Origin of the sequence: Maricaulis sp., from assembly GCF_048270095.1 — a bacterium.
Lineage (GTDB): Bacteria > Pseudomonadota > Alphaproteobacteria > Caulobacterales > Maricaulaceae > Maricaulis.
In genome coordinates, this window is the sequence record NZ_JBLWTL010000014.1 from 45047 (window position 1) to 68501 (window position 23455).

Sequence of the window (23455 nt, forward strand, 5' to 3'; positions counted from 1 at the left end):
CCGTTCCGCGGGAGCCCGTCATGGGCTCCCGCTCACCTCTCTCAGATATTGATCTGGTCGCAATCGCGGCCATCCAGCAGTTCAAACTCGTAACCCGAGGGTCCGCCTTCGGGACGTTCACTGGCGATCACCCGCAGCGCGCCGCCGAAACGCGCGCTATTGCGAAACTCGACATGAGTGGCACAGACAAAAGCGCCCTGGGAAAAATTCCCGGCCAGGATGGCGCGGCCATTGCGGATCCGCTCCCCGTCATCGCGTCCCTCACCGATCACTTCGACCGGCCCGAGGAAATCGCCTTTCAGATTCATCCGGGCACCATGCAGCTCAAGCCGACCGGCCACGCGGCCATCAATCGTGACCCGCGCGCCCGCAACATCCAGATCGCCACCGAAATCAGCGTCCAGCCAGGTCGTCGCTGCCGCAATCTCCGCATTGCCGCCCACCGAGCCGGTGAAGCGGACCGAGGCACCGGCGGGCGACAAATCACCGCCAACCGACGCGCTGGAACTCACCCGTGCACCCGCGAGTTCGAGGTCACGGCCGACCGTGCCGTCAGCCCGGACCAGCATGCCCGCCAGTTCCGCGTCGCCTGTCACATCGAGATTACGCGAGGCGACCAGTCCGGCGCTCTCGGTCGATCGGTTCTCGGCCGGGCCGTAGGAGGAATTGGTGCAGGCGCTCATGGCCAGGGCACAGCTGGCCAGCAGGATCAGTTTGGACATCATTTTCTCTCCCGGGCGACCTCAAGGCCGCGTCAACTCTGAAGCTATGATGCCCGAGGGAGAGATTTTGGATGCAGGGAAAGTGTATGCCGGTATCCCGCTAGATGTGCAGCGCCTTGCCATAGGCGTCGAGAACGCTCTCATGCATCATTTCCGACAAGGTCGGATGCGGGAAGACGGTGTGCATCAGCTCGGCCTCGGTCGTCTCCAGCTGGCGCGCAACAACATAGCCCTGGATCAGCTCGGTCACCTCGGACCCGATCATATGCGCGCCGAGCAATTCGCCGGTCTTGGCATCGAACACGGTCTTGACCAGGCCCTGATCATCGCCGAGCGCGATCGCCTTGCCATTGCCGACGAAGGGGAAGCGGCCGATTTTGACCTCATGCCCGGCCTCTTTGGCTTTCGCCTCGGTCAGACCAACGGAGGCGATCTGGGGATGGCAATAGGTACAGCCGGGGATGTTTTCGGTTTCAAAGGCGTGGACATCATTGCCGGCGATCTTCTCGACACAGACCACGCCCTCATGGCTGGCCTTGTGGGCGAGCCAGGGCGGTCCGGCAACATCGCCGATGGCGTAAAGCCCCTTGATATTGGTGCGGCCGAACCCGTCATTGACGACATGGCCGCGATCAATCTTCACGCCCAGGGTTTCCAGGCCGAGATTTTCGACATTGGCGGCGATACCGATGGCGAGAATGACTTTCTCGACCTCGACCACGCTAATGGCGCCTTTCGCGTCCTTGACGGAAACCTTGACCGATTTGGCGGTCTTTTCGAGTTTTTCGACCTGGGAGGAGAGCATCAGATTCATGCCCTGTTTCTTGAACGCCTTGGCCGCGAAGGCGGAGATTTCCGCATCCTCGACCGGCACAACCCGGTCCATCATCTCGACCACGGTGACGTCGGCACCCATGGTGCGGTAGAAGCTGGCGAATTCAATACCGATCGCGCCGGAACCGATCACCAGCAGGGATTTGGGCATGGAGGGCGGGGTCATGGCCTCGCGATAGGTCCAGATCTTGTCGCCATCGGGCTCCAGCCCGGCAGCGGGGACGGTGCGGGCGCGGGCACCGGTAGCGAGGATGACATGCTTGGCGGCGTAGCGGTCAGCGCCAACAATAACCGTCGGGGCGTCCTTGCCCTTGTCGAGCTTCGCTTCGCCCTTGATGACGGTGATCTTGTTCTTCTTCATCAACATCGCGATCCCGCCCGACAAGCGTCCGGCCACGCCGCGCGAGCGTTTGACGATGGCCTCGATGTCGAAACTGATCTTCTCCGCCTTCAGCCCGAAAGCCTCGGCATTGTGCATCAGGTGATAGACTTCCGAGGTGCGCAGCAACGCCTTGGTCGGGATACAGCCCCAATTGAGGCAGATGCCGCCAAGTTCCGAGCGTTCGATGATCGCGGTTTTCAGGCCGAGCTGACTTGCCCGGATTGCCGCAACATAGCCGCCCGGTCCGCTGCCGATCACGATGAGGTCGAAATTTTGATCGGTCATGCGCGGGCCTCTTTTATTCGCTAGCGAAGCAGCTGGGTATTCCAGGCTCACGGCGTATCATTTGACCGGCCCGGTTTCAATCTCGACCGATAGCCGCCGTGCGCGTTCGCCCTAGATATCCTCGATGGTCTGGGTCAGATCGCTGTCGGGGTTATCGCCAGTATTCACGATCCCGGCCTTTTCGAGCAACATGAGATGGACCTCGTCCGTCAGACAGACCGGCCGGTGGCGCACGCCCTTGGGGATCACGCATAATTCACCAGGGCCGAGAATGACCGGATCCTGATCCTCAATCTCGATGCGCAGATTACCGCGGGTGACCAGGAAAAGCTCGTCGGCATCGAGATGGGCATGCCAGTCGAAGACCCCGGTCCCCTTGGCCAGCTTGACCTCGTAATTGTCGAGCCTGGCCACCCGTTTTGGAGCCCAGACATCATCAAACAGGGCGTGCTTTGCCACCAGGGATATTGTTTCTACCGGCATCAGCCCCTCCGAGTCGTGTCTTGTTGCGCTACAATCCAGTGCGCCGCGCAGCTAGGCAAGCCGCGCGCTGTCACACATTTCGATTGACCATGATCTGGCGGGGGCCTAAGCGCCGCACTCTTTGTGATCGGACGCCTGACCTTGAGCCTGCACACCGTCATCCCCTCCGGCCTTCCCGCCTTTGATGCGGCGAGCCTGTGCGCCGACCTCACCCGTCAGGGCTGGTCCCGGCAATCGCTGATCGACATGCCCCTGCTCACAGCTCTGCGCGATGAAGCCGCAGCGCTCTGGCAGGCGGACGCGCTCAGCCGGGCCGGGATTGGCCGCGCCGGCGATCATGAACTGGTGCGCGAGATCCGGCGCGACAAAACACGCTGGTTTGACGGCCAGAGCCCTGCCCAGCGCGGTTGGCTCGATTTCGCCGAAAGCCTGCGCCTGCAGCTCAACCAGCGCCTGGCGCTCGGCCTGTTTGCCTTCGAGGCGCATTACGCCGTCTATGAGCCGGGGGGCTTCTACCGCAAGCATCTCGACAGTTTCCGCGGCGCGCGCAATCGCATCCTGTCTTCGGTGCTCTATCTCAATGCGGGCTGGCAGACCGCCGATGGCGGCCTGTTGCGCCTCTATGACGAAGCCGATGACAGCGTGATCGCCGATATCGTGCCGGAATTCGGCACCTTCGCCGTCTTTCTCAGCGAGGAAATCCCGCACGAGGTCACCCCTGCCCTCGCCCCTCGCTTCTCCATTGCCGGCTGGCATCGCTGTAATGATCTGGGCCGTGCGCCGGCGCTGCAGACGAAAGTGCTGCCCCTCGCGCCGATCTAGTCGAGCGGTTTGGCCGGGGTTGGGCGGCCGGCCTCGTCCAGCGCCACCATCACATATTCCGCCTCACCAACCAGACGGCGCTCACCGGTCATCAGGTTTTCCGCGTCAGCCCGCACGGCGACGCGCATCGAGGTGCGCCCGACCGAGATCACCTGGCCGGTGACATCGAGCAATTCGCCCTCGAGCGTCGAAGCGATGAAATCAATCTTGTTCGACGCCGCCATGCCGACCTGGCTGCGGGTGTGACGCGAGGCCGCGATCTGCGCCGCCTTACCCATCAGCGACATGGCATTGCCGCCGAGCAATTGACCCAGCGTATTGGTGTCGCCGGGAAAGACCAGTTCAAGGACACGCGCCGAACCCGCCGGCGAGGCTGCGAAATCGATCAGGCGGTCGGGGGCTGGCGGCAGGCGCGCCGGATTGGTCTTGCGGTCCTGGGCGACCATGGTGAAACCGCCCTGGGTACAGATATGGCGCTCACCGGTCGCCATATCCTCGGCCGAGAGCTCGACATCGACCACCAGCGAGGTGCGCCCGACCAGATTTACCCGTCCGGTCAACTCGATCAGATTACCGACAAACACCGGCGCGCGAAAATCGATCCGGTCGCACGAGGCCGTGACAAAAGGGCGCCGGGCATGGCGCGCCGCGACCAAGGACGCAATCTTGTCCATCTGCGCCATCGCGGCGCCGCCGAAATAACTGCCGAGATGATTGGCCTGGTGCGGCTGCACGAGGTCGACATGACGGATTTCGGCGAGATTGGCGGGCTGGGTCATGACGCTATCCTATTCCAAAATTACGTTGTCATCCCTGACGGATGCCCCCGACTTGATCGGGGGCGGAGATCAGGGACCCAGAAACGCCAAGGCAAAGCCAGCTGGCTGGGCGGGCGAAATTCGGTGCGACGACATCTGGATCGCGATACGTCGGGCGTCTGGGTCCCTGATCTGCGCCCCGCATTCGCGGGGCATCCGTCAGGGATGACAACGGTTTGTTTTGATGAGGGGTGGTGCCCTACATCAACATCGTCATCGGATCTTCGACAAACGTCCTGAACGCCGCGATCCATTTCGCGCCCGTCGCACCATCCACAACGCGATGATCGCAGGTCAACGTCACCGTCATCACGGTGGCAATCGCCAGCGCGCCGTTGGTGACCACCGGGCGCTGTTCGCCAGCGCCGACCGAGAGGATCATGCCCTGGGGCGGATTGATGATGGAGGAGAAGGACTGGATGCCGAACATGCCCAGATTGGACAGCGAGAAGGTGCCGCCCTGGAATTCTTCCGGCTTGAGCTTGCGGGTCCGCGCACGGGCCGCGAGATCCTTGCTCTCGGCGGAGATTTCCACGAGGCCCTTGCGATCGGCGTCGAAAATGATCGGCGTGATCAGCCCGCCCTCGATCGCCACAGCCATGGAGACGTCGGCGTGCTTGTGCAGGGCGATACGGCCATCCTCGATCCAGGAGGCATTGGCGGCCGGCACTTTTTTGAGTGCCAGGCCGGCCGCCTTGATCAGGATATCATTGACCGAAACCTTGACGCCCTCGCCGGCCGCTTCATTGATCCGCTTGCGGAAATCGAGCAGGCCGTCAATGCGGCAATCGACGTTGAGCGGAAAGTGCGGGATATCGCGGAAGCTTTCCGACAGGCGCTTGGCAGCGATCTTGGTGATCCCATCGGCCTTGACCACCTCATAGCGATCCGCGGCAATGCCATAGCGGGCCAGTGGTGCGTCGTGGTCAATCTCGACCGGGGCTGATGCGGGCGCGGACGCCGTCGCTGGCTCGGCGCCCGGCTGGGCATTCTCGACATCGCGCTTGACGATACGGCCATGCGGGCCGGAGCCTTTGATCGAGCTCAGGTCCAGGCCCTTGTCGGCGGCGATGCGTTTGGCGAGCGGGGAGGCCTTGAGACGGTCGCCCCCATCGGCGGCTTTGCCGCCACTTCCCCCGCTCACGGGGGAAGATACCGGCTCGGCAGGCTTTTCTGCCTGGCTTGCCGGGGCACGATCAGCGAAGCTTGTGGAGGCGGTTTTGGCCTCAGGCGCAGCCGGCGCTGGCGCCTTGTCCAGCGCGCTTTTGTCTTCGCCGTCTTCCAGCAGAATAGCGATCACGGCATTGACCTTGACGCCTTCCGTGCCTTCCTCGACCAGGATCTTGCCAATCACGCCTTCATCGACGGCCTCGACTTCCATCGTCGCCTTGTCGGTCTCGATCTCGGCCAGCACCATGCCGCTCTCGATCTTGTCGCCCTCTTTGACATGCCATTTGGCAAGAATGCCCTCTTCCATCGTCGGAGACAGGGCGGGCATGGTGATTTCGATCGACATGATTAGATCCTCGCCTCAGGCGTCATTGGCTTGGTTGGGGGGCAGGTCGGGATTGATGCTGGCGGCATTGGCTTCCCAATTGGCGCCGTCGAATTCCTGGAAACGCGGCAGCAGGCCGGCATCCTTGTCGAAACAACGCAGATTGGCCGACCAGTCATCGGGATGCGAACGCGGTACGTTGAAGGCTTCCACACCGCACTGGCGGCAGAAATAATGCTTCGCCTGGCCGGTATTGAAACGGTATTCGGTCAGCATGTCCTCGCCCTGGGTGATGCGGAAATCCGCGCCCGGCACGATGACATGGATAAAGCCGGTCTTGGCGCAAATCGAACAATTGCACGACAATGCCACGACATTATCCGGCAATTGCGCGCCAAAACGCACGGCGCCGCAATGACAGCCGCCATGGCGGACGGATTTGGGTTGGGCGTTGGTCATCTAGTCGAAACCTCGACCTGCGGCGCGCCTCTGCTCACAAAGCGCAAATGCCACTCCATCGCTGAGAGCTGGTACGCGTGCAGATCACTATAATCGGACGCCACGCTCGGAAAATTGGTCCCGATCTGGTTGCCTACACCACCGACGGTTCGGTCATCGCCCCCTGCCTTCATTTTCGCCTGATACTCATGTTGCAGGCCTGAATACGCTTCCGCAAACTCGTCGGCGATGGAGAAATAGACGGGAGCGAATCGAATCCTGCGGATTTCGGTGCCGCCAGGTACGTGCAGGGCGAGTTCCATCATCGAGCCGTCCATCCGGGTTTCGTCCAATCGCCAGTTTACGCCCGGACGCAGAAGGTCGCGGGGGTCGGACAATCCAGCAGATCGAAAGACCCTATCCCACATAACAAACGGCCCTCACCGCCTGCACAATGTCATCGACGCCCGGCAGCGACAGCTTTTCCAGATTGCCGGCATAGGGCAAAGGCACGTCTTTCTGGTGGACGCGCGCGGGCGGGGCGTCGAGATAATCGAAGGCTTCGGCGGTGACGACGGCAGCGATTTCGGCGCCGACGCCCATCCGGCCCCAGCCCTCTTCGGCGCAGACGATGCGATTGGTCTTCTTGACGCTGGCGACCACGGTGTCGGTGTCGAGCGGACGCAAGGTGCGCAGATCGATCACTTCGGCGGAAATGCCCTCATCGGCCAGGATCTCGGCGGCCTTGAGCGCGAACCCAACCATGCGGCTGTGCGCGGTGATAGTGACGTCGGTCCCCTCGCGGCGGACCTTGGCCTTGCCGATCGGCACGATCCAGTCCTCGACGTCGGGCACATCAAAGCTTTCGCCATAGATCATTTCATGCTCGAGGAAGACGACCGGATTGGGATCGCGGATTGCGGCTTTGAGCAGGCCCTTGGCGTCGGCGGCATCATAGGGCGCAACGACTTTCAGGCCGGGCACATTGGCATACCAGGACGAGTAATCATGGCTGTGCTGGGCGCCCACGCGTGATGCCGCACCATTGGGCCCGCGGAACACAATCGGACAGCCCATCTGGCCGCCGGACATATAGAGCGTCTTGGCGGCGGAATTGATGATGTGGTCAATCGCCTGCATGGCGAAATTGAAGGTCATGAATTCAACCACGGGGCGAAGACCGTTAAAGGCCGCGCCGACGCCGAGACCGGCAAAGCCATGCTCGGTGATCGGCGTGTCGACGACACGCCGCGCGCCAAACTCGTCGAGCAGGCCGCGCGTGACCTTGTAGGCGCCCTGGTATTCAGCCACTTCCTCGCCCATCACGAAGACGGTGTCGTCGCGGCGCATTTCCTCGGCCATGGCGTCGCGCAGGGCGTCGCGGACCGTGGTCGAGACCATCTTGGTGCCGGCGGGGATTTCGGGATCGTTCATCGCAGGCGCGGGCGTCGCGGCCGGTTTTGGCGCGGCGTCGGCCTTGGCCTCGGGCTTCGCGGCCGCAGGCGCTTCGTCCTTGGCAGCCGGCGCCGCCTCGACCGCGCCCGCATCCTCGCCCTCTTCGGCCAGGATCGCGATCACGGCATTGACCTTCACATTCTCGGTGCCCTCGGCGACGAGAAGCTTGGCGACCACGCCTTCCTCGACCGCCTCGACTTCCATCGTCGCCTTGTCGGTCTCGATCTCGGCGATCACCATGCCGGAGGTGACACTGTCACCCTCCTTGATATTCCATTTGGCCAGCGTGCCCTCTTCCATGGTTGGCGAAAGGGCGGGCATGAGGATTTCAATCGACATCGGTCAATTCCTGTCAAAGCTCAGAACGGGCGAGGCGCTCAACTATTGGCCGCTTCCGGCTGGTAGCGCAGGGCGTGCTCGCGCATGCGTGTGGCAAATTCGATCAGCGTGTTGAGCGGACGGATCAACACTTCGATGCGGCACATCCGGCCCTCATCATCAACGGTAATCCGGTCGATCCCGAGCAGGCCCTTGCCGTCGACGGTGCCGGTAAATTCGAGGATGAGCATATTCCCGTCGACCCATTGCTTGCGGTAGTCGAAATCCTCGACGATCGAGATCACCCCCATCAGGATGTGCAACAGGTAGTGCTTGTCACTGGACGGCTTCCAGACCACCGGCGAATGCAATTCACAGCCCTCGGCGATGATGGAGTCGAGCAGGTCGCGATCGCGGTTGCGCACGGCCGTGTGCCAGTTTTCGAGAAAGTGCTTCACTTGCGGGGTCATGCTCACGCCTCCAGCAATACGTCGGTGTAGAGCTCGGCCGGATCGGGTTCCGGCGAGGTCTTGGCGAATTCGGCGGCGGCATTGACCACGGCCTTCGCCTCCTTGTCGATCGCCTTGAGATCATCCTCAGATGCATGGCCGCCTTCGACCAGGCGTTTGCGGATCAGATCGATCGGGTCATGGTGCGAGCGGATATCGTCGACTTCCTCACGCGTGCGGTATTTGGCCGGGTCCGACATGGAGTGGCCGCGATAGCGATAGGTCTTCATCTCGAGAATGACCGGGCCCTCGCCGGAGCGGGCATGCTCGACTGCCTTTTCAGCGGCGGCACGCACGGCCTCGACATCCATGCCGTCGACCTCAAACCCGGGGATGCCGAACGAGGCGCCGCGCTTGTGCAGCTTGGTCTCCGAGGAGGCGCGGCCAACCGAAGTCCCCATGGCATACTGGTTGTTCTCGATCACATACACGACCGGCAGCCGCCAGAGCTGGGCCATGTTGAAACTTTCATAGACCTGACCCTGGTTGGCGGCACCATCACCGAAATAGGCGACCGAGATCTTGCCATTATCCTTGTAGCGATCCGCAAACCCGAGACCGGTACCCAGCGCCACCTGGGCGCCGACAATGCCATGACCGCCATAGAAATGCTTCTCGCGCGAGAACATGTGCATCGAGCCGCCCTTGCCGCGCGAATAGCCGCCCTCGCGCCCGGTCAGTTCAGCCATGACGCCGTTTGGATCCATGCCGCAGGCGAGCATATGGGCGTGGTCGCGATAGCCGGTGATGACCTGGTCGCCCTCTTCGAGCGCCGCCTGGACACCGACGACGACGGCTTCCTGGCCGATATACAAGTGGCAGAAACCGGCGATCAGGCCCATGCCGTAGAGCTGGCCGGCCTTTTCCTCGAAACGCCGCATCATCAGCATTTCGGAATAGTATTTCAGCAGCTGATCCTTGCCGGCGGCTTGAACGGTCGTTTTGGTGGTTTTGCGCTTGGCAGCCATTCATTCGTACACGAAACAAATGTTCCGCGCTCCTCTGTATCGCTCTCGCCATGTATCAGATACCCCCGGTCCGGGGCAAGCCGCGCCGCGACATCTCGCCAGTGCGGGGAAAGCGACGGGGGACACGTCGCCACAACAACACCCTTGCGCCCGTCATCCTCACCAGCTCCGTCGCCTTCGGCGCCACCTCTTCCATCAAGGAAGAGGAGGGAGACCGGGCTGACCGTCATCGCTAATCACCCTCCTCTTCCTTGATGGAAGAGGTGGCCGCGAAGCGGTCGGAGCTGGTGACGGCCTCGCAATTGCGATCGTGTTACCGGCACTGACTTGATGGCAGGGATGGTGAGACAGCGCTTGAGGCTGGCCGGCTAAAGCCCGCTCAACGGCGGTCGTCGGTGGCAATCTCGACGATGAAGTCGCGCGGGTGGGCGACGTTCAATATGGTGCGGGCCCGTTCCTCGACATAGTCGAGATCGAGACTGTCAGAGCGCAGCCGCGCCGCTGTTGTTTCCAGCGCCTCGCGCTCGAAACGGGTTTCGGCCAGTTCGATTTCAGCGGCGTGGAGCTCATTCTTGACGACAATCCAGTTGAGCACGCCCTGCTCGCCCGTCAGCGCATGGAAGCCGAAATAGGCAATGGCGACGGCCAGAAAACAGCTGGGAAGAATACGCTTGATCGCGTCCAATGCCACACACCCTGATTTTCGGCCTTTGCGGCCTGTTTGATGAGCATGATTGAACACGATCAGGCTTTAAGAAGCGTGAATCCGGGATTCAGGCCCCGGTAAGAACCGGGCCGTAATTGCCGCCGAATCAGCTCTCGCCGGACGTCCGCCCGCGGCGTCGCAAGAGCGGGTCAGCCGGGCTTTACGGCCAGTGTGGCAAAGCTGGTCGGCATATAGGCATTGAGCGGTGTCGCCGCGTCTGACCAGTCATCCTGGTAAAACCCGGCGATCAGCAGACCGGCCTCGATCTGGCCGCCGATCTGGGTTTCGAGACTATGGCTGAACTCCAGCGCCTCGCGCTGGCTGATTCGGGCCTGGACCGTCGCATCCGGCAAATCCCGCGCCGCATTGAAGGGCAATCGGTGCCTGACCTGCAGGGGTCCGCCCGCGTCGAGTTCATCATGATCGAACAGCCAGAAGTCCGGATTGACGAAGCCCGACAGCAAGCGCCCGCCCGGCTTGAGCACCGCCCCGCACTGCCGCCAGACCGGGATCAGATCGGCAATGAAGAGGTTGGAAACGGGGTGGAAGATGAGATCGAACGTGCCGCTGACATGGTCCGACAGGCGCGTCATATCCGCTTCAATCACGGTCAGCTCGAGCCCGTCACGCTCGGCCACGAACACATCCTTGGCCAATTGTGATGCCGAGATATCCAGCACGGTGACATCAGCCCCCGCCGCCGCGAGAACCGGTGCCTGCTGCCCGCCCGAACCGGCCAGACACAGCACGCGCGCGCCTTCAATCCTGCCGAACCAGTCACGCGGGACAGCTTTGTTGGGCGTGAGAATCACCGACCAGTCGCCGCGCCGGGCCGCGGCAATCAGTTCGGCACTGACTGGCTGGCACCAGGGGCTGTCGCCGCTGTCCGATTCCGCATTCCAGGCGGCGGCATTATGGCGGTGAATATCCATGAACGCCCCCCCGGGGCCCTGACGGCCTAACTAATCGCGCTGGCGCCCGCATAGACGCCCATATCGCCGAGCTCGGATTCGATGCGCAGGAGCTGGTTGTATTTGGCGGTCCGGTCCGAGCGCGCCAGCGAGCCGGTCTTGATCTGTCCGCAATTGGTGGCGACAGCGAGATCGGCGATGATCGAATCCTCGGTCTCGCCGGAGCGGTGTGACATGACGGCGGAATAGCCCGAGCGCAGTGCCATATCGACCGCATCGAGGGTTTCCGACAGCGTGCCGATCTGGTTGACCTTGATCAGGATGGAATTGGCGGCGCCCACTTCAATGCCATGGGCGAGGCGTTCCGGATTGGTGACGAAGAGATCATCGCCGACCAGCTGGCAACGGCCATCCAGGCGCGTGGTCAGGGCTTTCCAGCCCTCCCAGTCATCCTCGGCCATACCATCCTCGATCGAGATGATCGGGTAATTATTGACCAGGGTTTCCAGATAGGCCGCGAAGGCGTCGCTGTCATGGGTCTTGCCGGCGCCGGCCAGCACATATTTGCCATCCTTGAAGAATTCCGTCGAAGCGACATCGAGCGCCAGGGCGACATCCTCACCCGGCTTGTAACCGGCGGCCTCGATCGCCTTCATGATCACGTCGAGCGCCTGCTCGGCCGAAGAGAGATTGGGCGCAAACCCGCCCTCATCGCCGACATTGGTGTTGAGGCCATCGGCCTTGAGGCGCGCTTTCAGCGCATGGAAGATTTCCGAGCCGCAGCGCAGGGCTTCCGAAAAACTCTCCATGCCAACCGGCATGATCATGAATTCCTGGAAATCGATCGGGTTGTCGGCATGGGCGCCGCCATTGATGATATTCATCATCGGGGTCGGCAGGACGCGCGCATTGAGACCACCGATATAGCGATAGAGCGGCTGGCCGAAACTCTCCGCAGCGGCCTTGGCGACGGCGAGCGAGACGCCCAGCGTCGCATTGGCACCGAGGCGCGACTTGTTGGGCGTGCCATCAAGCTCGATCAGGGCCGCATCAATACGGCGCTGGTTCTCGGCATCAAACCCGCCAATCATCTCGAAGATCTCGCCTTCAATCGCTGCGATCGCCTTGAGTACGCCCTTGCCGCCATAACGATCGCCGCCATCGCGCATTTCCACCGCTTCATGCTGCCCGGTCGAGGCGCCCGAGGGCACGGCGGCACGGCCGAAACTGCCATCCTCCAGCAACACATCGACCTCAACGGTCGGATTGCCGCGGCTGTCGAGGATTTCACGGGCGATGATGTCGGTAATGGCGGTCATGGGGTCGGGCTCCGGGCGGGTGATATTGGGCGCTTCATAGACAAAGCCAGGCGCGAGGCAAAGCCCAAGCTGGCAGATCGCGCCCGTTCACGGCTGAAACGCAACAGGCGCGCCCCGGTTTCCGGAACGCGCCTGCGAAAATTCAAGCGCGCAGCACCATCAGGTGCCGCGACGGGACGAATCAATCGTCCTTGACGTCGAGGATCTGGCGGCCGCGATACATGCCGGACTTCAGATCGACATGGTGCGGACGGCGCAGCTCACCGCTGTCCTTGTCTTCGACATAGACAGGATTGGACAGGGCGTCGTGGGCGCGGCGCATGCCGCGCTTGGACGGCGTAGTTTTTCTTTTAGGGACGGCCATCAGGCTCTCCACGATTTCTGAATACGGTTAGAGATGGCCAAAACCACCCGTTAGAGCCGCGCCGTATAGCCGCTTCGAACTGGCTGCGCAAGCGCGCGGGGCGGATCATCGTGACATTCAGCGCCAACAGGTGTATTAACCTTTTGTGGGCGACGCCGCAGACCGCACGATCACGAGACACGATATCTCATTTTGAACTTAGGTCGACTGCATCACGACGCCGCCCTTTTTCTCCTCAACACGATAGACAATGGACGTGTGCCGCGCTGTGAAAAACGGGGGCGCCTTCGCGAATATTGCACCTGTCACCAACTATTGCGGCTCAATTTGCACTCGGCTCACAGATTGGTGCCTCAGCCCGCATAGGCGGCGTAGACGGGCGTGAATGTGTTGGATCCAGGAGGTGATGGGGTGCAGTGTCAGGATCGCCGAAAAGCCAATTTAGCATTGACGTTTCCAAGCGAGCCCCGTCCGCCTCGCTCATGTTTCGCCAGACATGTTCCATGCAAGCGATCTCCCAATACTCAAAGTGATTGTTTTCGTTGGCTTCAAGGCCCTCAACCAGTCGGCGCGCACTTTCAACCGGGACCGAGTCGTAGTCTTGAGATCCATGAACAATCAGGAAGGGTGACTGATGGTCAGAAAGCGGATCAATCAACCGGCTCCTGAGACGTGATTCCCACACCCGCCAGCTATTGTCTTCGCCGCCCCATGTCTCCTGCCAGGTCGGATTATTCTCGATCTCCGTGAACTGCGCTCGTAGTCCATTGACACATTGCTCCCGGGCGGCTTCAGGCATTTGATCGGCCCGGCATGCCCAATAGTCCTCAAAAAGCTCGGTGAAGGTCAGCCCTCCGCCGACCGCCCCGAGAATCATGCGGTCCACATCAGATCGGTAGATGGCGATTTGCGCTGCAATATCGGCACCATCTGACCACCCCCAGATATAAAGCGTCCCATCCCACCAGTCGGCGGTTGCCGCTAGGTGCTGCAGCACCCGGAGGTGATCTGTGACGCGATCATCGATGGAATAGTGACGCAGAAATGTCTCTGAACAAGGCTCACCGCTCGCGCTGGCGTCCACGCCGGGCTTCTCCACGCGAAGCCTTGCGAAACGGTGCTCCTGATCCGCCCCGGGAGCATAGAGGTTTTCAAATGCGGGCCGCCGCTGGCCGACGCAACCGGATCCGTCGACCATAACAAGCAGCGGCATCGCACCGTCAGCGGCGGGGCGGTCGACGTAGAAGACGATCTCGCGCTCGTCCACGCTATTGACCCGGTGAACCGTAAGATCAGTAGCGCCAGACGGCTGAAGAGCCAGAATGGAGGCGAGCGATACGAAAGCTGGAAACATAGCGGCCTCAATGTTTGGAGAATTGAATGTGGTTCCATGGAATAATTGGCGCAATAATTGGTGACACGTACCGGTTTTCCAGTGAGCCTTGATTGAAAAACGGTATGTGTCCCCGATTATTTCGTCCCGCAGGGTATAGTACTACGTCCCGCGAGGGCAGAGGAGCCCAGACACAGTGGCTGGGTAAATGCGGTGCGGATTATGCCGCCTGGCACCGGAAGCGGCGGCGCTCACCCCAACCAGAGCTACGCTGCGAACTATCCAAATGGGTACTATGTGGTCTACAATTCGAATGGACAGCCCATCCGTATTTACAAAAGCAGACTTGGAGAGGCTGCTTATACGCATAACCCAATGGGTTGTCGAGGAAATGTAGAGCGATCTTGTGACCAAAAATGAACTAACACTCGGTGTAATCCGGAAACGATTACCAATGTCGCCAAGCCAAATCATTGTGGATCCGTACTACATTCGGGTTATGCTTGGTGATATACATGTCGTATTTATAAAGGAATTCAAAATCATCGACAAAAATAGCAAATATCAGCGGCATATTTATTGTGAGAATAAAGATGAAACGAAGGTGGAGGTGCCGGAACTGAAATCCACTTGGTCAGATGTGAAGGTCGTCGGGCATGAATTCATCATTGACACGGAACAATGTGAAGCTCGCATTGACCTTGATCTGCAGATCGAAGCTGTAATCGTACACGAGGGGAATGAAACCTATTTGACTTTTCCTGAAGACGGGCTCTGAAAAAAAAGTAGAAAACGGAGGCACTTGGGATTCAACCGGTGAGCGCAACACAGTGGGTCTTGAGTGAAAAGCGGGACGTGCCCCCGTTTATACCGCCCGATCAAATTGCCTTGTGGCCATGGTGACGGAGCCGCCGGAAATATTGAACGAAGAGTGCGACGAATATGACGTCACCACCGATCACCACGATGGCGAAGTCGGACGTCCAGCCGTTCAGATACATGTAGAGCAGGTTGATTGCGAACAGCGCCTTGCCGACGCCTCCCATCAGCACCACGCCGGAATGGCGAACCGGATCATGGGCGACGGCGAGAAAACCGAATCCGTACAGCAATGCCGTGACCCATGCGCCGCGATAAACCGCCACCAGAACCGGATCGGTCAGCTCTCGGCCAAACTCACGCGCAAACATTCCGGCGCTGTCAAAAAAGCCCGGGAAAGCACCGGCGAAATTCCACAGCGCGGAAATCACGAACAGGATGCGGAAGGCCAGAAGCTCCCGGCCGGTCATACGGCTTGGTGTTGTCATTGCGGGTCTCGCTCTGTTTCAGGGGTTGGGGGAACGCGTCCAGACCTGGCTGCGGCACAACGGGCCGAAGCAAGCGGTCACGCGAAGGCGGGTGGAAGACAACAGCTCCAGACGGGCGCGGAACTCCTTGCCGTCGTCGGGATTGTAGAGCCGGCCATTATGCCACCCCTCCCCGTCGGCCGGAAAACCCCACAAGATCGGAACACCGACCAGGGGGCGCCCGCGCAGCTCCGGTTGGCGATTTCGAACGTCATGCAGCTGGCCACCGGAAACACTGCCCTCAACCCGGGCCAGCGCACCGCAGGGCGTCCCGTCGCCGCAATCACTGATCTCGACCAGGGCGCCGTGCCGGACCGTGCGCCATTGGCCGGTAAGCGCGTCGACCGGCTCGGCGCTGGCACCGACGGCCAGGAAGAGGTAGGAGAAGATGGACACTAGGACAGTGGACGGCATGATCGCTCGCTGATTTAATTAGTACGTGTTATATTTAAATCATTTCCTGTGTCAAGGCAGGGAGTTTCACAGTGTTGGAAAGGCGGATAATGGCCGCGCCAAAACAAGCCGAACGCCGCACCAGAGGGCGCCCCGCACGTTCGCCGGAGCAGATCGCCGATATGCGCGGCCAGATATCGGCCTGCGCGCTGCGCCTGTTCCAGGACGAAGGCTATGCGGCCATATCGATGCGCCGGCTGGCGCAGGAGACCGGCTGCACGGCGATGACGCTGTACAAGTATTTCGACAGCAAGATCGACATTCTGCGCACGCTATGGGGGGATGTGTTCGACGAGCTTTTTGACGGGCTAGAGCAAATCGCCGATCAGAACAGCGAGCCGGTGGCGCGCCTGAACGCGATCGCCGCAGCCTATGTCGCGTACTGGCTTGAGCATCGCGAGCACTATTTCATGGTGTTCATGTCGGGCGGGGTCAGCCAGTCCGATGTTGTCGGCTTTGTTTCCGATCCCGTCTTGCTGGCCCGGTTCGAGCTATTGCGCACAAGCCTCGATGCTGCCTTGGGAGCCGACACCGATGCCGAGGAATTGCGCCTCAAGACCGACCTTCTCCTGTGCGCTCTCAACGGCATCGCGCACAATCTGATCACGATCAACGGCTACCCTTGGTCTGATCCCGAACAGCTGGTGCGGCAGGCGACCGGCGGTCTTCTGGCGAATTGAGCCTGGGCCGCGCGTCAAGGCCGCCTTTGGCGCCGCGGAGCGGGTCGCCTGAGCGATCAGCGCGACCAGAAGGCCAGCTTAACTGATGAGCGGGACATGGTCCGGCTTTGCCGGTGCGTGTCCCGACTTGGGTCGATCAAAACGGTGTCTGCATCGGCGAAGCTGAACCCTGTGCCGTCGCGCTTGACCCGATCCGGACGGTGCGCCCACCAGGTCGGGACGCGCACCGGCAAAGCCGGACCGCGTCCCGGCATCAGCGCGGCCAACTCACCAATTTATCCACCCCCTGCCCCCGCCAAGCGACAATCGAGCCCATTCCGCTCTTTGACATCGTTGGCCCGAACACAAATACCGCCCTGGAAAACAGGCCGCGCGCTCAGCGCCCCTTTGCCGCAAGCTGGCATTATCGGTGACAGTCAGTGACAGAGAATGGCAGAACCAGTCACGCCGAATTCCTAGATTCCATGCGCCTGGACGGCGAAGAATGACAGTGGGTGGCAGACAGCCGTTTTTGAGCGACGGACTGTCACCGAACGTGACGCCTGCCTGACAAAGACGCCGCCAAAGCGCCCAAATGACGTTAGGCTCAGACCGGTGAGTCCGGCATGGGGAAGACTATGGATCTGGAACAATATGGCCGCTGGGCCAAGCGGATTGCCGACTGGTCGGTGGACTATCTCTCCACCTTGCGTGATCGCCCGGTGCGGGCGCAGACGCAGCCCGGCGATATCCTGCGCCAGCTCCCCGCCTCGCCGCCGGAAACGGCCGAGGCGATGGAGCAGATATTCGCCGATTTTGAACGCATCGTGCCCGATGGCATGACGCATTGGCAGCATCCGCGCTTTTTCGCTTATTTCCCGGCCAATGCGGCGCCGGCCTCGATGCTGGCCGAACAGCTCACGGCGACCATGGCAGCGCAATGCATGCTGTGGCAGACCTCGCCGGCGGCGACGGAAATGGAAACCCGCATGGTCGACTGGATGCGTCAGGCGCTTGGCCTGCCGGAAGCCTTTCGCGGCGTCATCCAGGACAGCGCCTCCTCGGCCACTCTCGCCGCCATCCTGACCATGCGCGAACGCGCCCTCGCCTGGTCCGGCAATACCGCCGGGCTATCCGGCCAGCCCCGCCTGCGGATCTACGCCTCGGCCCAGGCGCATTCCTCAATCGACAAGGCGATCCGCATCGCCGGGATTGGCCAGGACAATCTGGTCAAGATCGCCACCGATGACGATGACGCCATGCGCCCGGAGGCATTGACTGCCGCCATCGCTGCCGACCGCGCCGCCGGATATATGCCCGCCGGTATCGTGCTGTGCGTCGGTGGGACCTCGGTGGGCGCGTCCGACCCGATTGCCGCCATCCTGGATATCGCGGCGGCTGAAGGCCTCTACAGCCATGTTGACGCGGCCTGGGCGGGCTCGGCGATGATCTGTCCGGAAGTGCGCGAGATCTGGGCCGGGGTCGAAGGCGCCGATTCCATCGTCTTCAACCCGCACAAATGGCTCGGGGCGCAATTTGATTGCTCGATCCAATTCCTTGCCGATCCGGGCCCGCAAGTGCGCACGCTCGGCCTGCGGCCGGATTACCTCGAAACCCCCGGCCTCGATGATGGCGGCGCGGAGGGCCTCGTCAATTACAGCGAATGGACCGTGCCGCTGGGGCGCCGCTTCCGGGCGCTCAAACTCTGGTTCCTGATCCGCGCCTACGGTCTGGAAGGCTTGCGCACCCGGATCCGCAATCACATCGCCTGGGCGCGCGAAGCGGAAGCGGCGATTGCCGCCCTGCCCGGCTTCAAGATCGTGACGCCGTGCCGCTTCTCGCTCTTCACCTTCCGCTATCAAGACGAGCCGGCAACGCGCGCATTGCTCGACCGCATCAATACCGACGGACGCACCTATCTGACCCAGACCGTGCATGACGGCCAATTCGTCATCCGCTTCCAGGTCGGCCAGTTCGATTGCACCCGCAGCGACGTAATGATGGCCGTCGACATACTGGCCGAACTAGCGGCCTAATTCCCGGTGTCGAACCGGACTACCCCGCCCATCGAGGACCGAGCCTCACGCTGCGCAGGCTCGCCAAATATCCGCACCGACGCACCGGTCGAGGCGCTCGCCTCGGCGCGCTCACTGGCAAAGACGCGGGCCTCGCCGCCGGTCGAGGAATCGATCTCCACCGACTGGCACACCAGGTCGCGCGCTCTCAGCACGCCGCCCGTCGACAGATCCAGATCGAGCCGGTCGCAGGTCCCGGAAAGCTGGACTTCGGCGCCGGTGCTGACCTCAACGGACAGCGCATCGGCGGCAATGCCCGACACGCTACCGGCGATGCCCCGATGAAAATCGAGCGCCTCAACGGCCGGCATCGTGACCCGCACCGTCAGATCAAGCCCGCGGCTTCGCTGGAATAGCCGTGTGCGCTGGCGCAAGGCGAGTTCATCGCCATCAACCTCGGCCTTGAGCCGATCGAAATCATCGGCATCGCCCTCAAGATTGACCGACCAAGTCTCGCCGACCGTGACGACCAGCTGGTAACCGCCACCGGCATTGATGCTGTCAAAGCCAGTCAGGTCGAGTTGCTGGACATCCTCGGCGGCAGCAAGGCTCGCCGATAGTGTCGCGGCCGCGATGGCCGTCAAAACCAGATTGCGCATATTCGTCTCCCATCACACATCCATGCCGGGCAGCATAACGCCCTTCATCCATGATGCATGTGGGATTGTGATTGGATGCATCCCGGCGACAAAAAACGGCGGGGCCTGGCATACGGCCCGGATCAGACCATCCGGCTCTGTTCAAGTGCGGCAGCGACGAAGCTGGCGAACAGCGGGTGCGGCTCGAACGGACGTGATTTCAGCTCGGGGTGGAATTGCACGCCGATAAACCAGGGATGGTCCTTGATCTCGACGATTTCGGGCAAAATACCGTCCGGCGACATGCCGGAGAAAATCAGGCCGGCCGCCTCAAGCTGTGGCTTGTACGCGATATTGACCTCATAGCGGTGCCGATGGCGCTCCTCGATATGGCTGGTGCCATAAATCTCGCGCACACGGCTACCCTCGGCCAGCACGGCCGGATAAGCGCCGAGCCGCATCGTGCCGCCCTTGTCGTCGGCCTCGGAACGGGTCTCGACCTCATTGCCGCGCGACCACTCGGTGAGCAGGCCGATCACGGGCTCGCCGCCCTCATTGATTTCGCTGGATGTCGCGTGTTCGATGCCGGCCAGATCGCGCGCCGCCTCCAGCACCGCCATCTGCATGCCGTAGCAAATCCCGAAGAAGGGAATCTTGCGCTCGCGGGCAAAGCGCGCTGCAGCGACCTTGCCTTCGGCGCCGCGGCCGCCGAAGCCACCAGGCACCAGCACCGCGTGCACGTCCTCGAGGGGGGCGAACGGGTCGTCTTTCTCGAACTGCTCACTGTCGAGCCATCTCAGCTTGACCTTGACGCCGTTGGCGATACCGCCATGAGCCAGCGCCTCGATCAGCGATTTATAGGCATCGAGCAGGCCAACATATTTGCCGACAATCCCGATCGTCACTTCGCCATCCGGTTCAGCGATCGTCTGGGAAATCCTGAGCCATTTGGTCAAATCCGGCTCCGGCGCGTCGCCAATGCCGAAGCAACGCAGGACTTCGCTGTCGAGACCTTCCTTGTGGTATGCCAGCGGCACGTCATACAGCGACGCCGCGTCCATACCCTCGATGACCGCGCTCTCGCGAACATTGCAGAACTGGCCGATCTTGCGCTTGTCCCCGGGCGGGATCGGCATTTCACAGCGGCAGAGCAGGATATCGGGCTGGATGCCGATCGAGCGCAATTCCTTGACCGAGTGCTGGGTCGGCTTCGTCTTCATTTCGCCGGCCACCTTGATGAAGGGCAGCAAGGTGACATGGACGAAGACAGCGCGCTCATGGCCAAGCTCCTGGCCGAGCTGGCGGATCGCCTCGAAGAAAGGCAGGCCCTCGATATCCCCGACCGTGCCGCCAATCTCGCACAGCACGAAATCGGCATCGCCGGCGTCAGACAGGACGAATTGCTTGATGATGTCAGTGACGTGCGGGATGACCTGCACGGTCGCGCCGAGATAATCCCCGCGCCGCTCGCGCTCGATGATGCGCTGATAGACGCGCCCGGTGGTGATATTGTCAGACTGGCTTGCGGGAACGCCGGTAAAGCGTTCGTAGTGACCCAGGTCGAGGTCGGTTTCGGCGCCGTCATCCGTCACATAGCATTCGCCATGCTGATAAGGCGACATCGTGCCGGGATCGACATTGAGATAGGGGTCGAGCTTGCGCAGACGCACGGAATAGCCGCGTGCTTGCAGCAAGGCGCCAAGGGCGGCGGAAGCGAGGCCTTTTCCGAGCGAGGAGACCACGCCGCCGGTGATGAAGATATATCGCGGCATGGGCAATCTGCCTATCGGAGATTCGTGCGTCCCGAAAGGCGCAATTTCAAATTTGACTGTGGATTTCGTTCGGCTCAGCCGTCGGTCGGAACGCCATCGGAGGGCTCGTCATCGGCCGGGAGGTCGGGCAAGACAGCATCAGCATTGCGCTCAAACACGCTCTGGCCCTCGGAATTCACCCCGACCACGACAGCCAGCAAAATGGAATTGCCGATAAAAATCGCGCCGAGGATCATCGTCGTCCGCGTCAGGGCGCTGGCCGCACCGCGACCGCTCATCATCCCACCGCCCGCGCCGCCGCCAACACCGAGCGCGCCGCCCTCGGATTGTTGCAGCAGAATCACTGCCACCAGGGCAATCGCCACCAGGAGTTGGATGATCAGAAGCACGTTTGTCATGGATACCGCCTGAGATTTGGGTTTTGCCCTGCAGACATGGCCCCCGGCCCGCCCGCATGCAACCCGGTCACATGGCGGCGCGTTTTATACCAGCACCGGCAGCTTGGCCAGTATCGTCTGCCGTAGCATCTGCGTCCCCGGCATCCTTGGCTTTGGCCGCTTCGATCTGGGCCCGGATCCGCTCATCGGCCGACCGGGTCTGCAGGCGAACCCGCAGATTGGCCACGGTCCGCTCGATTTCATCCTTCGAGCGCTCGAGCGATTCGCCATTGGCGTAGGCAGCATAGGTCGCCATCGACAATTCCTTGATCAGCTGGAGGGTCCGCCGCGGGGCGCCCGTACCATCGCCCAGCGAGGCGATCTGATCGATCAATGCGGCGGCAACTTCAGCGGCCTCACTGCGAGACGCCTTGACCATCTGGACCCGCAATTCGCGGGCGGTCCGTGCCATGTCCACGACATCGAGACGTACCGTCATCGCACTGTTTTCCGGCTTTGTGAGCTGGATTTCGACGGATATCACGATGCGCATTGCCAAGCGCCGGAGGCGCTCGGCGATGATCACATCCTTGGCCTCGCGGGCCCAGCTGCTGGCCCGGTCAATTGCAGCATCATCGCCATTCACGATCGCCTGCAGGAAATTAGGAACGGTGAGCGGCTGCGTGTCGGAATCACGGTCCGTGCTCTTGCGGCGGTCGGGTCCGATATAATCGCTGGTGACGATGAAATCCTTGCGATCACGGATAAGGGTCCGCACGCGCTCGGCCGCAAACATGGTCGAGAAAGGCCGCACAATGACATCATCGGCACCGCACTCGATGGCCCGGCGGATATGGGTTGTGTCCCGGCTCCAGGTCGTCAGCAAGATCACCACAAACGGATTGCGGCCCAGATCACTGCGCCGGATACTGCGAACCAGTCTGAAAATGTCGGCATCCGTCGCACTGCTTTCGGCGACAACCAGCGCTGGTGCGGTCTCCGACAGAGCGGACTTGAATTCGGTCAGGCTTGAAACACACTCGATCTTGCGGAAGCCCATTTCGAACAGCGCATAGCGCGAGGTGCGCTGGTTGACGTGCACCGGATCAAACAGGAGAACTGAGGCTCTGGCATAGTCGACTTCACTCATGCGCCGTGTGCTCCCGGACAATGCTTCAGTACGTCAATCTGATGGCATCATTACGGGAATAGGTTTCAATCCACTTACCGCACTGCGCATCCATGGATTGCAGCGGTGATAATGGCCGCAAACGGATCGACATCCAGGCTGGCGCCACCCACCAGCGCACCATCAACATCATCGAGCGCCATGAGCTCGCCTGCATTGCCAGGTTTGACCGATCCGCCATAGATCACGCGGGTTCCGGCCGGGTCCGGCAATTGCGTCCGGATATGAGCGTGCATCTGCGCCACATCCGATGGCGATGCGGTCAGCCCGGTCCCGATCGCCCAGACCGGCTCATAAGCTATGACCAAAACCGCCGCATCCGCCGGCAGCGATGCGCTCAATTGCGCTCCGACAATATCGAAGGCCTCGCCGGCCTCACGCTGTTCCCGCGTTTCGCCGACACAGATGATTGGAATGAGGCCGGCCGCGAGGGCCGATTGCGCCTTGCTCCTGACCAGGGTTGATGTTTCACCATGGTCGGCGCGGCGCTCGGAATGCCCCAGAATCACATATTCGGCGCCGGCATCACGCACCATCGCAGCGGACACATCACCGGTATGGGCGCCCGAAGAATGGGCATGGCAATCCTGCGCGCCGACGAATATGGCAGCGTTGGCGCATCGCTCGGCGACCGGTGCCAGTAAGGTTGCCGGCGGACAAATCAGCACATCGACCCCGGCGGCCACCGCAGTGGCCGCATGGGGCGCCAGTTGCTCAAAGAACACCAGGTCGGACCGCTGGCCATGCATCTTCCAATTTCCGGCAATCATCATGCGTCGTGGCATATCGCCCCCCATTTCTCCCGGCGCGTCGACACCCGTATTGAACGCAGGAGTAAGCCGCA

Annotated in this window: 26 protein-coding genes; 4 read left to right on the forward strand and 22 right to left on the reverse strand. The window is 61.5% G+C overall.

The features are described 5' to 3' along the window. Positions 1-41 precede the first annotated feature (41 nt). The 3 genes from ACN0YJ_RS09380 to ACN0YJ_RS09390 form a co-directional block, all read right to left on the reverse strand. The gene (locus ACN0YJ_RS09380; RefSeq protein WP_417496036.1) at positions 42-725 is read right to left on the reverse strand and encodes a hypothetical protein; all 684 of its coding nucleotides are present in this window, start codon (positions 723-725) and stop codon (positions 42-44) included. Between the two features lie 97 nt (positions 726-822). Further along, a complete protein-coding gene (lpdA, locus tag ACN0YJ_RS09385) occupies positions 823-2223 on the reverse strand; it encodes a dihydrolipoyl dehydrogenase (protein WP_417496037.1) in 1401 nt (466 codons plus the stop codon). Positions 2224-2334: 111 nt separating this feature from the next. Next, on the reverse strand, positions 2335-2706 hold the full coding sequence (locus tag ACN0YJ_RS09390; RefSeq protein ID WP_417476068.1) for a cupin domain-containing protein: 372 nt from the start codon (positions 2704-2706) through the stop codon (positions 2335-2337). 141 nt (positions 2707-2847) lie between these two features. Here ACN0YJ_RS09390 and ACN0YJ_RS09395 point away from each other — a divergent pair, with 141 nt between their 5' ends. After that, entirely contained in the window at positions 2848-3528 is a 681-nt protein-coding gene (locus ACN0YJ_RS09395; RefSeq protein WP_417496038.1) for a 2OG-Fe(II) oxygenase, read from the forward strand. On the opposite strand, the gene ACN0YJ_RS09400 is transcribed toward ACN0YJ_RS09395, so the two are convergent. The 12 genes from ACN0YJ_RS09400 to ACN0YJ_RS09455 all read right to left on the reverse strand — a co-directional run bounded on the left by ACN0YJ_RS09400 (position 3525) and on the right by ACN0YJ_RS09455 (position 14183). Then, the gene (locus ACN0YJ_RS09400; protein WP_417496039.1) at positions 3525-4307 is read right to left on the reverse strand and encodes an acyl-CoA thioesterase; all 783 of its coding nucleotides are present in this window, start codon (positions 4305-4307) and stop codon (positions 3525-3527) included. The two genes, ACN0YJ_RS09395 and ACN0YJ_RS09400, sit on opposite strands and share 4 nt — an antisense overlap. 238 nt (positions 4308-4545) lie before the next feature. Next, positions 4546-5862: a pyruvate dehydrogenase complex dihydrolipoamide acetyltransferase gene (locus ACN0YJ_RS09405; RefSeq protein WP_417476063.1), complete on the reverse strand. Its 1317-nt coding sequence runs from the start codon at positions 5860-5862 to the stop codon at positions 4546-4548. Between the two features lie 15 nt (positions 5863-5877). Beyond that, positions 5878-6300: a GFA family protein gene (locus tag ACN0YJ_RS09410; protein WP_417476061.1), complete on the reverse strand. Its 423-nt coding sequence runs from the start codon at positions 6298-6300 to the stop codon at positions 5878-5880. Continuing rightward, positions 6297-6605, reverse strand: coding sequence for a hypothetical protein (locus ACN0YJ_RS09415; RefSeq protein ID WP_417476059.1), 309 nt, complete (start codon positions 6603-6605; stop codon positions 6297-6299). Before ACN0YJ_RS09415 ends, ACN0YJ_RS09410 begins: the two co-directional genes overlap by 4 nt. 91 nt (positions 6606-6696) lie before the next feature. Further along, positions 6697-8073, reverse strand: coding sequence for a pyruvate dehydrogenase complex E1 component subunit beta (locus ACN0YJ_RS09420; protein ID WP_417476057.1), 1377 nt, complete (start codon positions 8071-8073; stop codon positions 6697-6699). Between the two features lie 38 nt (positions 8074-8111). Beyond that, positions 8112-8522 carry a nuclear transport factor 2 family protein gene (locus ACN0YJ_RS09425; protein ID WP_417476055.1) on the reverse strand — a complete coding sequence of 137 codons (411 nt, stop codon included), beginning with the start codon at positions 8520-8522 and terminating at the stop codon, positions 8112-8114. Positions 8523-8524: 2 nt separating this feature from the next. After that, on the reverse strand, positions 8525-9529 hold the full coding sequence (gene pdhA, locus ACN0YJ_RS09430) for a pyruvate dehydrogenase (acetyl-transferring) E1 component subunit alpha (RefSeq protein WP_417476053.1): 1005 nt from the start codon (positions 9527-9529) through the stop codon (positions 8525-8527). A 379-nt stretch (positions 9530-9908) separates the two neighbouring features. Further along, positions 9909-10214 (reverse strand): FtsB family cell division protein, encoded by a 306-nt coding sequence (locus ACN0YJ_RS09435; RefSeq protein ID WP_417476051.1) that lies wholly within the window; start codon positions 10212-10214, stop codon positions 9909-9911. A 170-nt stretch (positions 10215-10384) separates the two neighbouring features. After that, positions 10385-11167: a class I SAM-dependent methyltransferase gene (locus ACN0YJ_RS09440; RefSeq protein ID WP_417476049.1), complete on the reverse strand. Its 783-nt coding sequence runs from the start codon at positions 11165-11167 to the stop codon at positions 10385-10387. Positions 11168-11193: 26 nt separating this feature from the next. Next, positions 11194-12465 (reverse strand): phosphopyruvate hydratase, encoded by a 1272-nt coding sequence (eno, locus tag ACN0YJ_RS09445; RefSeq protein WP_417496040.1) that lies wholly within the window; start codon positions 12463-12465, stop codon positions 11194-11196. Between the two features lie 181 nt (positions 12466-12646). Next, positions 12647-12829: a 50S ribosomal protein L32 gene (gene rpmF, locus ACN0YJ_RS09450; protein WP_417476045.1), complete on the reverse strand. Its 183-nt coding sequence runs from the start codon at positions 12827-12829 to the stop codon at positions 12647-12649. Positions 12830-13151: 322 nt separating this feature from the next. Continuing rightward, the gene (locus ACN0YJ_RS09455; RefSeq protein WP_417496041.1) at positions 13152-14183 is read right to left on the reverse strand and encodes an alpha/beta hydrolase family protein; all 1032 of its coding nucleotides are present in this window, start codon (positions 14181-14183) and stop codon (positions 13152-13154) included. A 385-nt stretch (positions 14184-14568) separates the two neighbouring features. Between ACN0YJ_RS09455 and ACN0YJ_RS09460 the strand changes: the two genes are divergently transcribed. Beyond that, positions 14569-14940 carry a hypothetical protein gene (locus ACN0YJ_RS09460; RefSeq protein ID WP_417496042.1) on the forward strand — a complete coding sequence of 124 codons (372 nt, stop codon included), beginning with the start codon at positions 14569-14571 and terminating at the stop codon, positions 14938-14940. Between the two features lie 100 nt (positions 14941-15040). Here ACN0YJ_RS09460 and ACN0YJ_RS09465 read toward each other — a convergent pair whose 3' ends face one another. Both ACN0YJ_RS09465 and ACN0YJ_RS09470 read right to left on the reverse strand, forming a co-directional pair. Next, positions 15041-15469 carry a hypothetical protein gene (locus ACN0YJ_RS09465; protein WP_417476039.1) on the reverse strand — a complete coding sequence of 143 codons (429 nt, stop codon included), beginning with the start codon at positions 15467-15469 and terminating at the stop codon, positions 15041-15043. Positions 15470-15487: 18 nt separating this feature from the next. Beyond that, positions 15488-15922, reverse strand: coding sequence for a DUF2147 domain-containing protein (locus ACN0YJ_RS09470; RefSeq protein ID WP_417496043.1), 435 nt, complete (start codon positions 15920-15922; stop codon positions 15488-15490). Between the two features lie 89 nt (positions 15923-16011). Here ACN0YJ_RS09470 and ACN0YJ_RS09475 point away from each other — a divergent pair, with 89 nt between their 5' ends. Further along, positions 16012-16641 (forward strand): TetR/AcrR family transcriptional regulator, encoded by a 630-nt coding sequence (locus ACN0YJ_RS09475; RefSeq protein ID WP_417496044.1) that lies wholly within the window; start codon positions 16012-16014, stop codon positions 16639-16641. Positions 16642-17258: 617 nt separating this feature from the next. After that, on the forward strand, positions 17259-18656 hold the full coding sequence (locus ACN0YJ_RS09480) for a pyridoxal phosphate-dependent decarboxylase family protein (protein WP_417496057.1): 1398 nt from the start codon (positions 17259-17261) through the stop codon (positions 18654-18656). Here ACN0YJ_RS09480 and ACN0YJ_RS09485 read toward each other — a convergent pair. The 5 genes from ACN0YJ_RS09485 to tpiA all read right to left on the reverse strand — a co-directional run bounded on the left by ACN0YJ_RS09485 (position 18653) and on the right by tpiA (position 23396). After that, positions 18653-19294: a head GIN domain-containing protein gene (locus ACN0YJ_RS09485; RefSeq protein ID WP_417496045.1), complete on the reverse strand. Its 642-nt coding sequence runs from the start codon at positions 19292-19294 to the stop codon at positions 18653-18655. The two genes, ACN0YJ_RS09480 and ACN0YJ_RS09485, sit on opposite strands and share 4 nt — an antisense overlap. A 122-nt stretch (positions 19295-19416) precedes the next feature. After that, positions 19417-21045, reverse strand: a complete 1629-nt coding sequence (locus ACN0YJ_RS09490) for a CTP synthase (protein ID WP_417496046.1) — start codon at positions 21043-21045, stop codon at positions 19417-19419. 74 nt (positions 21046-21119) lie between these two features. After that, complete coding sequence (secG, locus tag ACN0YJ_RS09495) at positions 21120-21443, reverse strand: preprotein translocase subunit SecG (protein WP_091766987.1); 324 nt, start codon at positions 21441-21443, stop codon at positions 21120-21122. A 67-nt stretch (positions 21444-21510) separates the two neighbouring features. Beyond that, positions 21511-22572 carry a response regulator gene (locus ACN0YJ_RS09500; protein WP_417496047.1) on the reverse strand — a complete coding sequence of 354 codons (1062 nt, stop codon included), beginning with the start codon at positions 22570-22572 and terminating at the stop codon, positions 21511-21513. A 74-nt stretch (positions 22573-22646) separates the two neighbouring features. Continuing rightward, a complete protein-coding gene (gene tpiA / locus ACN0YJ_RS09505; protein ID WP_417496048.1) occupies positions 22647-23396 on the reverse strand; it encodes a triose-phosphate isomerase in 750 nt (249 codons plus the stop codon). Between the last annotated feature and the right edge of the window lie 59 nt (positions 23397-23455).

Bases quoted from the DNA above. Each gene is read 5' to 3' on its own strand.
- ACN0YJ_RS09380 (WP_417496036.1), bottom strand. From the start codon at position 725: ATGATGTCCAAACTGATCCTGCTGGCCAGCTGTGCCCTGGCCATGAGC.
- lpdA (WP_417496037.1), bottom strand. From the start codon at position 2,223: ATGACCGATCAAAATTTCGACCTCATCGTGATCGGCAGCGGACCGGGC.
- ACN0YJ_RS09390 (WP_417476068.1), bottom strand. From the start codon at position 2,706: ATGCCGGTAGAAACAATATCCCTGGTGGCAAAGCACGCCCTGTTTGAT.
- ACN0YJ_RS09400 (WP_417496039.1), bottom strand. From the start codon at position 4,307: ATGACCCAGCCCGCCAATCTCGCCGAAATCCGTCATGTCGACCTCGTG.
- ACN0YJ_RS09405 (WP_417476063.1), bottom strand. From the start codon at position 5,862: ATGTCGATCGAAATCACCATGCCCGCCCTGTCTCCGACGATGGAAGAG.
- ACN0YJ_RS09410 (WP_417476061.1), bottom strand. From the start codon at position 6,300: ATGACCAACGCCCAACCCAAATCCGTCCGCCATGGCGGCTGTCATTGC.
- ACN0YJ_RS09415 (WP_417476059.1), bottom strand. From the start codon at position 6,605: ATGATGGAACTCGCCCTGCACGTACCTGGCGGCACCGAAATCCGCAGG.
- ACN0YJ_RS09420 (WP_417476057.1), bottom strand. From the start codon at position 8,073: ATGTCGATTGAAATCCTCATGCCCGCCCTTTCGCCAACCATGGAAGAG.
- ACN0YJ_RS09425 (WP_417476055.1), bottom strand. From the start codon at position 8,522: ATGACCCCGCAAGTGAAGCACTTTCTCGAAAACTGGCACACGGCCGTG.
- pdhA (WP_417476053.1), bottom strand. From the start codon at position 9,529: ATGGCTGCCAAGCGCAAAACCACCAAAACGACCGTTCAAGCCGCCGGC.
- ACN0YJ_RS09440 (WP_417476049.1), bottom strand. From the start codon at position 11,167: ATGGATATTCACCGCCATAATGCCGCCGCCTGGAATGCGGAATCGGAC.
- eno (WP_417496040.1), bottom strand. From the start codon at position 12,465: ATGACCGCCATTACCGACATCATCGCCCGTGAAATCCTCGACAGCCGC.
- rpmF (WP_417476045.1), bottom strand. From the start codon at position 12,829: ATGGCCGTCCCTAAAAGAAAAACTACGCCGTCCAAGCGCGGCATGCGC.
- ACN0YJ_RS09455 (WP_417496041.1), bottom strand. From the start codon at position 14,183: ATGTTTCCAGCTTTCGTATCGCTCGCCTCCATTCTGGCTCTTCAGCCG.
- ACN0YJ_RS09465 (WP_417476039.1), bottom strand. From the start codon at position 15,469: ATGACAACACCAAGCCGTATGACCGGCCGGGAGCTTCTGGCCTTCCGC.
- ACN0YJ_RS09470 (WP_417496043.1), bottom strand. From the start codon at position 15,922: ATGCCGTCCACTGTCCTAGTGTCCATCTTCTCCTACCTCTTCCTGGCC.
- ACN0YJ_RS09475 (WP_417496044.1), top strand. From the start codon at position 16,012: ATGGCCGCGCCAAAACAAGCCGAACGCCGCACCAGAGGGCGCCCCGCA.
- ACN0YJ_RS09480 (WP_417496057.1), top strand. From the start codon at position 17,259: ATGGATCTGGAACAATATGGCCGCTGGGCCAAGCGGATTGCCGACTGG.
- ACN0YJ_RS09485 (WP_417496045.1), bottom strand. From the start codon at position 19,294: ATGCGCAATCTGGTTTTGACGGCCATCGCGGCCGCGACACTATCGGCG.
- ACN0YJ_RS09490 (WP_417496046.1), bottom strand. From the start codon at position 21,045: ATGCCGCGATATATCTTCATCACCGGCGGCGTGGTCTCCTCGCTCGGA.
- secG (WP_091766987.1), bottom strand. From the start codon at position 21,443: ATGACAAACGTGCTTCTGATCATCCAACTCCTGGTGGCGATTGCCCTG.
- ACN0YJ_RS09500 (WP_417496047.1), bottom strand. From the start codon at position 22,572: ATGAGTGAAGTCGACTATGCCAGAGCCTCAGTTCTCCTGTTTGATCCG.
- tpiA (WP_417496048.1), bottom strand. From the start codon at position 23,396: ATGCCACGACGCATGATGATTGCCGGAAATTGGAAGATGCATGGCCAG.